This window comes from Coleofasciculus sp. E1-EBD-02 (assembly GCF_040218245.1).
GTDB lineage: Bacteria > Cyanobacteriota > Cyanobacteriia > Cyanobacteriales > Coleofasciculaceae > Coleofasciculus.
The window spans coordinates 1-6,170 of sequence record NZ_JAVJQN010000120.1; the positions used below are offsets into that span (position 1 = coordinate 1).

9 protein-coding genes and 1 other RNA gene are annotated in these 6,170 nt (G+C 46.4%); 4 read left to right on the forward strand and 6 right to left on the reverse strand.

Translation table 11 applies throughout. The features are described 5' to 3' along the window. Positions 1–287: 287 nt before the first annotated feature. Entirely contained in the window at positions 288–998 is a 711-nt protein-coding gene (locus RIC07_RS19430) for a pentapeptide repeat-containing protein (RefSeq protein WP_446395959.1), read from the reverse strand. A gap of 357 nt (positions 999–1,355) precedes the next feature. On the opposite strand from RIC07_RS19430, the gene ssrA reads away from it, so the two are divergent. After that, positions 1,356–1,748: a transfer-messenger RNA gene (ssrA, locus tag RIC07_RS19435) on the forward strand. A gap of 176 nt (positions 1,749–1,924) precedes the next feature. On the opposite strand, the gene RIC07_RS19440 is transcribed toward ssrA, so the two are convergent. After that, on the reverse strand, positions 1,925–2,434 hold the full coding sequence (locus tag RIC07_RS19440; RefSeq protein WP_446395960.1) for a GNAT family N-acetyltransferase: 510 nt from the start codon (positions 2,432–2,434) through the stop codon (positions 1,925–1,927). A gap of 20 nt (positions 2,435–2,454) precedes the next feature. Then, on the reverse strand, positions 2,455–2,766 hold the full coding sequence (locus RIC07_RS19445; RefSeq protein ID WP_446395961.1) for a type II toxin-antitoxin system TacA family antitoxin: 312 nt from the start codon (positions 2,764–2,766) through the stop codon (positions 2,455–2,457). A 167-nt stretch (positions 2,767–2,933) separates the two neighbouring features. Here RIC07_RS19445 and RIC07_RS19450 point away from each other — a divergent pair, with 167 nt between their 5' ends. Then, positions 2,934–3,293: a type II toxin-antitoxin system Phd/YefM family antitoxin gene (locus tag RIC07_RS19450; RefSeq protein WP_446395962.1), complete on the forward strand. Its 360-nt coding sequence runs from the start codon at positions 2,934–2,936 to the stop codon at positions 3,291–3,293. Continuing rightward, complete coding sequence (locus RIC07_RS19455) at positions 3,290–3,616, forward strand: type II toxin-antitoxin system RelE/ParE family toxin (protein ID WP_446395963.1); 327 nt, start codon at positions 3,290–3,292, stop codon at positions 3,614–3,616. Before RIC07_RS19450 ends, RIC07_RS19455 begins: the two co-directional genes overlap by 4 nt. Positions 3,617–3,858: 242 nt before the next feature. On the opposite strand, the gene RIC07_RS19460 is transcribed toward RIC07_RS19455, so the two are convergent. Next, positions 3,859–3,990, reverse strand: a complete 132-nt coding sequence (locus RIC07_RS19460) for a ribbon-helix-helix protein, CopG family (RefSeq protein WP_446395967.1) — start codon at positions 3,988–3,990, stop codon at positions 3,859–3,861. Between the two features lie 524 nt (positions 3,991–4,514). Further along, the gene (locus RIC07_RS19465; RefSeq protein ID WP_446395964.1) at positions 4,515–4,673 is read right to left on the reverse strand and encodes a ribbon-helix-helix protein, CopG family; all 159 of its coding nucleotides are present in this window, start codon (positions 4,671–4,673) and stop codon (positions 4,515–4,517) included. Between the two features lie 438 nt (positions 4,674–5,111). Between RIC07_RS19465 and RIC07_RS19470 the strand changes: the two genes are divergently transcribed. Beyond that, positions 5,112–5,822 carry a hypothetical protein gene (locus tag RIC07_RS19470; protein WP_446395965.1) on the forward strand — a complete coding sequence of 237 codons (711 nt, stop codon included), beginning with the start codon at positions 5,112–5,114 and terminating at the stop codon, positions 5,820–5,822. Here RIC07_RS19470 and RIC07_RS19475 read toward each other — a convergent pair. After that, a complete protein-coding gene (locus tag RIC07_RS19475) occupies positions 5,801–6,004 on the reverse strand; it encodes a hypothetical protein (protein WP_446395966.1) in 204 nt (67 codons plus the stop codon). The genes RIC07_RS19470 and RIC07_RS19475 overlap by 22 nt on opposite strands. Between the last annotated feature and the right edge of the window lie 166 nt (positions 6,005–6,170).

Here is a 6,170-nt window from a genome sequence, read left to right on the forward strand (position 1 = left end):
TTATTGAGGTTACTAGATGCGCTAGATCTAGCTGGGTGCTGTTATCACAGCGTTATCAATCATAACATGGTGTTTGCGGATTGCCGGTGAACTATTTTTTGGGGCTGGTTTAAGTAATGCAGTAATGCAGTAATGCAGTAATGCATTACTTAATAATCCTGTTGGTTAATTAACTAGGGGGTCTGACCCCTCCCTAGCCCTCCCCTGCGAGGGGAGGGAAGCGGAATATATTCTTATATTCTTTATTTGAAGGGGGACGAAAGGGGGATCTGAAGGGGGACGGTTGGTCAGTATTGAGTTGTACCGTAGACGGTGGTTCCGTCCGGCATGACTGCCAGTTGCAAGTCAGCCCCCTGGAGATTAGCGCCTGCTATCGTGGCATTGAGCAAGTTCGCGTAGCGCATGTTGGTGTTGCTCAGATTTGTATCTGTGAGGTTGGCTTCTGTCAGGCGTGTTCCGTAGAGACTGGCATGACTTAGGTCGGCATTTTTGAGCGTGGCACCGATTAGGTCAGCATCTCGAAGCTCAACCCGGTGCAGTGTCGCATTGGTTAAGTCGGCGTTGTCTAATCTGATATTGAAGAGGTTCGCGTGAGTCAGGTCGGCATTTTTCAATTCACTGTCGTGAAGGTCAACTCCGTCTAAGTCGGCATTTTTCAGGTTGGCTTCATTTAGACGAGCGCCACTCATTTTGGCATCTTTGAATTTGGTATTCGTTAGGTTGGCACGGGAGAGGTCGGTATTTCTAAAATCAGCGCCGCTCAAATCTAGTCCACTTAGATCGATTTCTGTGAGGTTACACCCCCGACAGCGTTTGGTTTTCAGAATTTGTTCGACGCTGACTTTTTTGGCTTTTAGCGGTTGAATGGAATTTTTTACTTTTTCAAGTTGTTTGTTAAGGGGTGAGCTAATTGTTTCCTCTGGTGCGAGATAAAGGGCGAGGGGTAATCCGATAGCGGCTAATATTGTGGCGAAAATTAAGAAGGTTTTGAAGTTCATACGCCCAGCTTGCCCCGGAATGAGTGATGAGATGTCTATTTACTTACTTCAGAGGCTGAATCTCCTTTCCCGTATTGGGAGCTTAAAGTTTTGGTAAATTCAGCTTTTGTTTTTTTTTGGGGTGGGAGAAAAAATGCTGACTTTTTACGACATCTTTTGGTCATATTATTTAATGTTTTGAGGGACTGAGGAAGCGGGAAAAGCTATTTGGCGAATGGAGAGGAAGAAAAGGCAACTGCTGCTTTTGGGTTAGTTTACTGAAGAGCGATCGCGAGAGTTGGCTGATTGGGGAAAACCCTACCTTTAAGTAAAAGTCTCTACACTGTCATGGGGTTGGTTTTTAGGCACAATGATAGTGGGTCTGAAATTGGTTTCGACAGGTTAGTGAAAGCGATTCTGTGACTCAGGCTGAGAGTGAGTCTTCTCTCATAAATCAAAGGCTCAGAAAAATAGTAACTGCGAACAACATCGTTCCTTTTGCTCGTAAGGCTGCTCCTATTGCTGCCTAATAACCTCTAACAAAGGTACGAGCGTCTGTAGTTCGACTCCGTTAAGGACTATGGATTCAACCCCAACGGATGCGCTAGCAAGTTTCCTCTGGTTGATTGCTAGTTAAGAGTTAACCAGAGAATCCCACCATCCGGGATAATGGATGGTTCCCGCCCTGAGGATGAGAAGGGCTAAGCCTGTGAATGAGCGGTGAGTGAATATCTGACCTGGACAGCAGTTCGACTCTGCTCAGATCCATTTATAAATGAATTTTCATATTGGTTTGACCCTGGTGGTGATGTATCTGCCAGGGTCGCCTTTTTTTGAAATAGGGATGCGATCGCTTGATCTGGGTGTTACTCATGAGTGAGTGCGATCGCGTACATTGCACTCTTACAAAATTTTCCGGTAAGGTTGGTCATTTCAGCCCAAATTATCTACTTAAACATTTTTTTGATAACTGTCATAGGCAAAAAAAGACGGTGGGGGTAATCTGGGAAACGAATGAAATCATAACGCTCGTAGAAAGAGCGGGCTTTATCATCCTTGGCATCAACTACCACAGCCATTGAAGCAATTTCATTTTTCAGGCTTTTATAGAGAGCGTCCATTAAAAGAATCTCTCCTAACCCTTTGCCCTGATATTTTTCATCAACGGCTAACCGACCGAGGAGAGTAGCGGGGGCTGCCGGGTATTTGGGGAGCTTCTTGCGGATCTCAGGCGGCAAATCCCCCATGTTGATGCCAACTGAAGAGAGTGTGTAATATCCAATAACAGCGCCAGAATTTTTTTCTATCAAAACATAAGGTGCAGCCATGTACTTACGTGCATCTTGTCTAGCTTGACGCTGAAGATAAATATCTAATGACTCACTACCACAAGAAAAAGCCGCTCGGTTATGGTGTGAACCAAGCGGCTCAATTGAATAATCAAAGCTATCAGACATGAGAGTTTGGATAGATTGGCTTATACACCTAGTTTTTGTTTATAGCGTTGAGCTGCTGTCCGTAGCTTGTCACTTGGTTCGGGGGGATTGAGTAGGGCTTTGACAAAAACTTCTCGATCTTGTGCGCTTAGGGTCATTATTTCATGTTCTTGAATAACTTGCTTTGCAGCATCAAGAACGCTGGCAATAATAAAATCTGTTAGTGTCCGTCCTTGGATGTCAGCAGCCTGCTGAAATATTCTTTTTTGCTCTTTAGTGACACGGGCTTCTAGGCGTTCATTTTTACAACGATCTGTTTTAGCCTTTGACTTTTTGCTTGCCGTGTTAGTCATAGTCGTGGGGTTCCTGACACATAGTTTAAGTGTACGGCTATTAGCCGGACATGGCAAGACTTGACACTCCCCGGTCTAAAGATGCGATCGCGTGGCAGTAATTGACCCCGAGAGATGCGAAATATAGCATTTAATGAGATACTTGATTAAATGCTTTATTAAATCCGATGGCAACCAAGATTAATCTTGAGAATATTCAAACTCTGACTGACTTTAAGCGAAACGCCAAAGAGTATGTAGAACGGGTCAAAGCGACAAAATCGCCCCTAGTGCTGACGGTGAACGGGAAAGCTGAGGTGGTGGTGCAAGAAGCACGAGCGTTTCAGGAGCTTCTCGATCAGTTGGAGCATCTTGAAGAGGAAGTTCACCAGCTTAAGCTGGAAACGTTGCGACGTGAGATCGGTATCGGCATAGAGCAGCTTGAGAACGGTCAGTACACCGAACACGATGAGAAGTCTCTCTCTACCTTTTTTGACGGAATTAAGGTGAGGGGACGGAAGAATTTGGCTCAAAAGAGTAGTCTATGAGCCGATTGAAGCTTTCTGACCAGGCAGCGCAGGATATTGAGGATATCTGGAACTACATTGCTCAAGAAAACCCACAGGCTGCTGATAATATCCTTGATAAGCTCCGAGAACGGTTTTTCCTATTGACCAAGTTTCCAGAGCTGGGACGAGTGCGTCCTGACTTAGCTCCTTCTGTGCGGGGTTTTCCAGTGGGTAACTACATTATTTTCTACCGTTCTCTAGAGCAGGGGATTGAGATTGTGCGTGTGCTTCGCGGTTCGCGAGACCTAAGACGAATTTTTCAAGTGGCAGAAGATACGGAGACAGAAGAGGAGGACATCTAATAATTTCAGCTTCCTGCTGCTCATGAGTGAGTGCGATGTACATGATCCGCATTTGTCACCCCCATTTCCGCCCTTTTTTCAGGAGTAACTGACCACCAGGGCTTTACTCTCTCAATTTTCAGGAAAATTCAAACAGTAAAGCACAACCCTCAGACCATCGGTACTTTGAGGGTTAAGGGGTGCGATCGCGGGAGTTCACTTTCCAACGGTTGTTGTAGTTTCCGTTCTGTCCCCAACGCCTACTACTTCTTCTCAGGCTCAGGTTCTGGCAGTGTACGGATAAGCTCTCGCAGGATATCCGTCTTAGTCCTACCAGTCTTTTCTGCATAGGCATTTAGCCTATCCAGCTCTTGCTGAGGCAGGTTGAATGCCATTCTCTTTAGTTTGCTTGCCACTTTAATATGCCTATCGTATAATGATCAGGGAAACGATATGCACATAACAGGCACATGAAAAACAAAAGAGGCGCTTAACAGCGCTAAAACTGCTGCGTCTCCAGTGGATACCCCACTCAAGAAAAGGATTTCTTGAGAGTATCCATAGAAACACGCTGCCCGTTTAATCTGGGTCAGAAGCCCACCCATGCATAACCGAATGCATGAGGACTCGCCACGACCCCCAGACAAGGAATCAAACAGAACCTGGGAAAGCTTAAAAAAGCATTTGTCCAGGACAGATCCCCTATCCGGCTAGAACCCATTCTAAGCCCAAGGAAAGTAGACGCTTATCACGCCTGCGTCCAACCCGTCATGCACATATTCCCCAAATGCCAGGGCTGACGCTGACGCCCCTCTCGAAAAGAGGCTTGATCTGGGTGTTACTCATGAGTGAGTCCCGATCGCGCGAGTTCGCTTTCCAACGGTTGTTTTGGTTTCCGTTCTGTCCTCAACGCCTACTACTACTTCTTCTCCGGCTCAGATTCGGGTTCTGGCAGAGACCTGATGAACTCTCGCAGAATATCTGTCTTAGTTCTGCCAGTGCGCTTACTATAAGCCTCTATCCGGTCTAACTCTATTTGAGGTAGCCGTATAGTTAGTTGTCGAGATGTCGTTGACATTGCTGTATAAAGCGTGTACTGTAAGTTTACTAACCATGTACAATTCCCATACAGCCTATAGATCAGCCCTAGAACAAACGAACAGCTCCAAAATCGGCATGACTACTGTGGATACCCCACTCAAGAAAAGGATTTCAAGAGAGTATCCATAGAAACACGCTGCCCGTTTAATCTGGGTCAGAAGCCCACCCATGCATAACCATGCATGAGGATGACCCCCAGACAAGGAATCAAGCAGAACCTGGGAAAGCTTAAAAAAGCTTGTGTCCAGGACAGATCCCCTATCCGGCTAGAACCCATTCTAAGCCCAAGGAAAGTAGACGCTTATCACGCCTGCGTCCAACCCGTCATGCATATATTCCCAAAAAGCCAGGGCTGACGCATAGCCCCTCTCGAAAAGAGGGCAGATTGGAAAGCCCATCATCGATCTGCATTGCCATGAATAATTGGACAAGAAAACACAACAAATTTAGCGTACAGAATCGACTCACCCCCACCGCCAGAGAATTATGGCAATGGCTGCTGGATGAAATGCCCGAAGGTAGCAACGAAATTATCGACCTGCGTGACTTCAACAAATGGGTCAAACGAACACGCGGTTTTCCCCACGATCGCAAAACTGTCAAAAGCGCCGCTCAACAGCTATTAGATAAAGGCGTACTCACCCAAGCTAAAAGCTACACCGCCTACGTTTGGAAATGGAGGCTTCAACCGATTCGCGTCCTGATGCCCCCCCCTTTTCGCAAACCGCAGAAAAAATTGACTTTTCAGTCAGAGATTCCCAATTTAGACCCCTCAAACCCGCAACCACTAAAGGACGAGTACCTAACAACAACAACGGATCTAGAAGATGCCGAATCTGGGGAGTTTGAGCAAAAGTTGCAAGCTTGTCGGAAGGCGGGAATTTACTATTATCCAAAGGATGCCCAGTTTATGCATGGCTTTTCGTTACAAGAGGTTCTTAAGGCGATTATCTACTTTCTGTTTAACCGTGATGGGGTTCGCCACCCAGAAGGGTGGTTTAAAGTTTGCCTAGAAGATAATTGGGCTGGAAAAGAAAAAGAACGGCATCAACTCCGCGTTCAGTGGTCTACAGAGGGGTTATTTGAGGCTATCCGCTATTGCAATCAGAAGATGGGGATGGCGTGACTGGTATTTTCTAATTCCAATAGCCCAAAACTGGTAGCGATCGCGTACATTGGTATTACTCTTTTTGAGTGCGATCGCGAACTGGGATTCCGCGATCGCGAACTGGGATTCCGCAGTCGCGGACTGAGATTCCGCAGTCGCGGATTGGGATTCCGCAATCGCGGACTGGTTTCCGCGCTCATCTAATCTTTGGCGTGGAGACCCTCGGTTTTACCGATGGGAGGAAACGCCGCGATTTGTTGACAAGTAGCTCCCAAAAAGCGAAGATAAAAGTGGTCAATGACCCACCCGAGACGAAGGAGACATAAAGCCTAACACCAAAGTTTGCTGATTACAGCAACGGCGAGG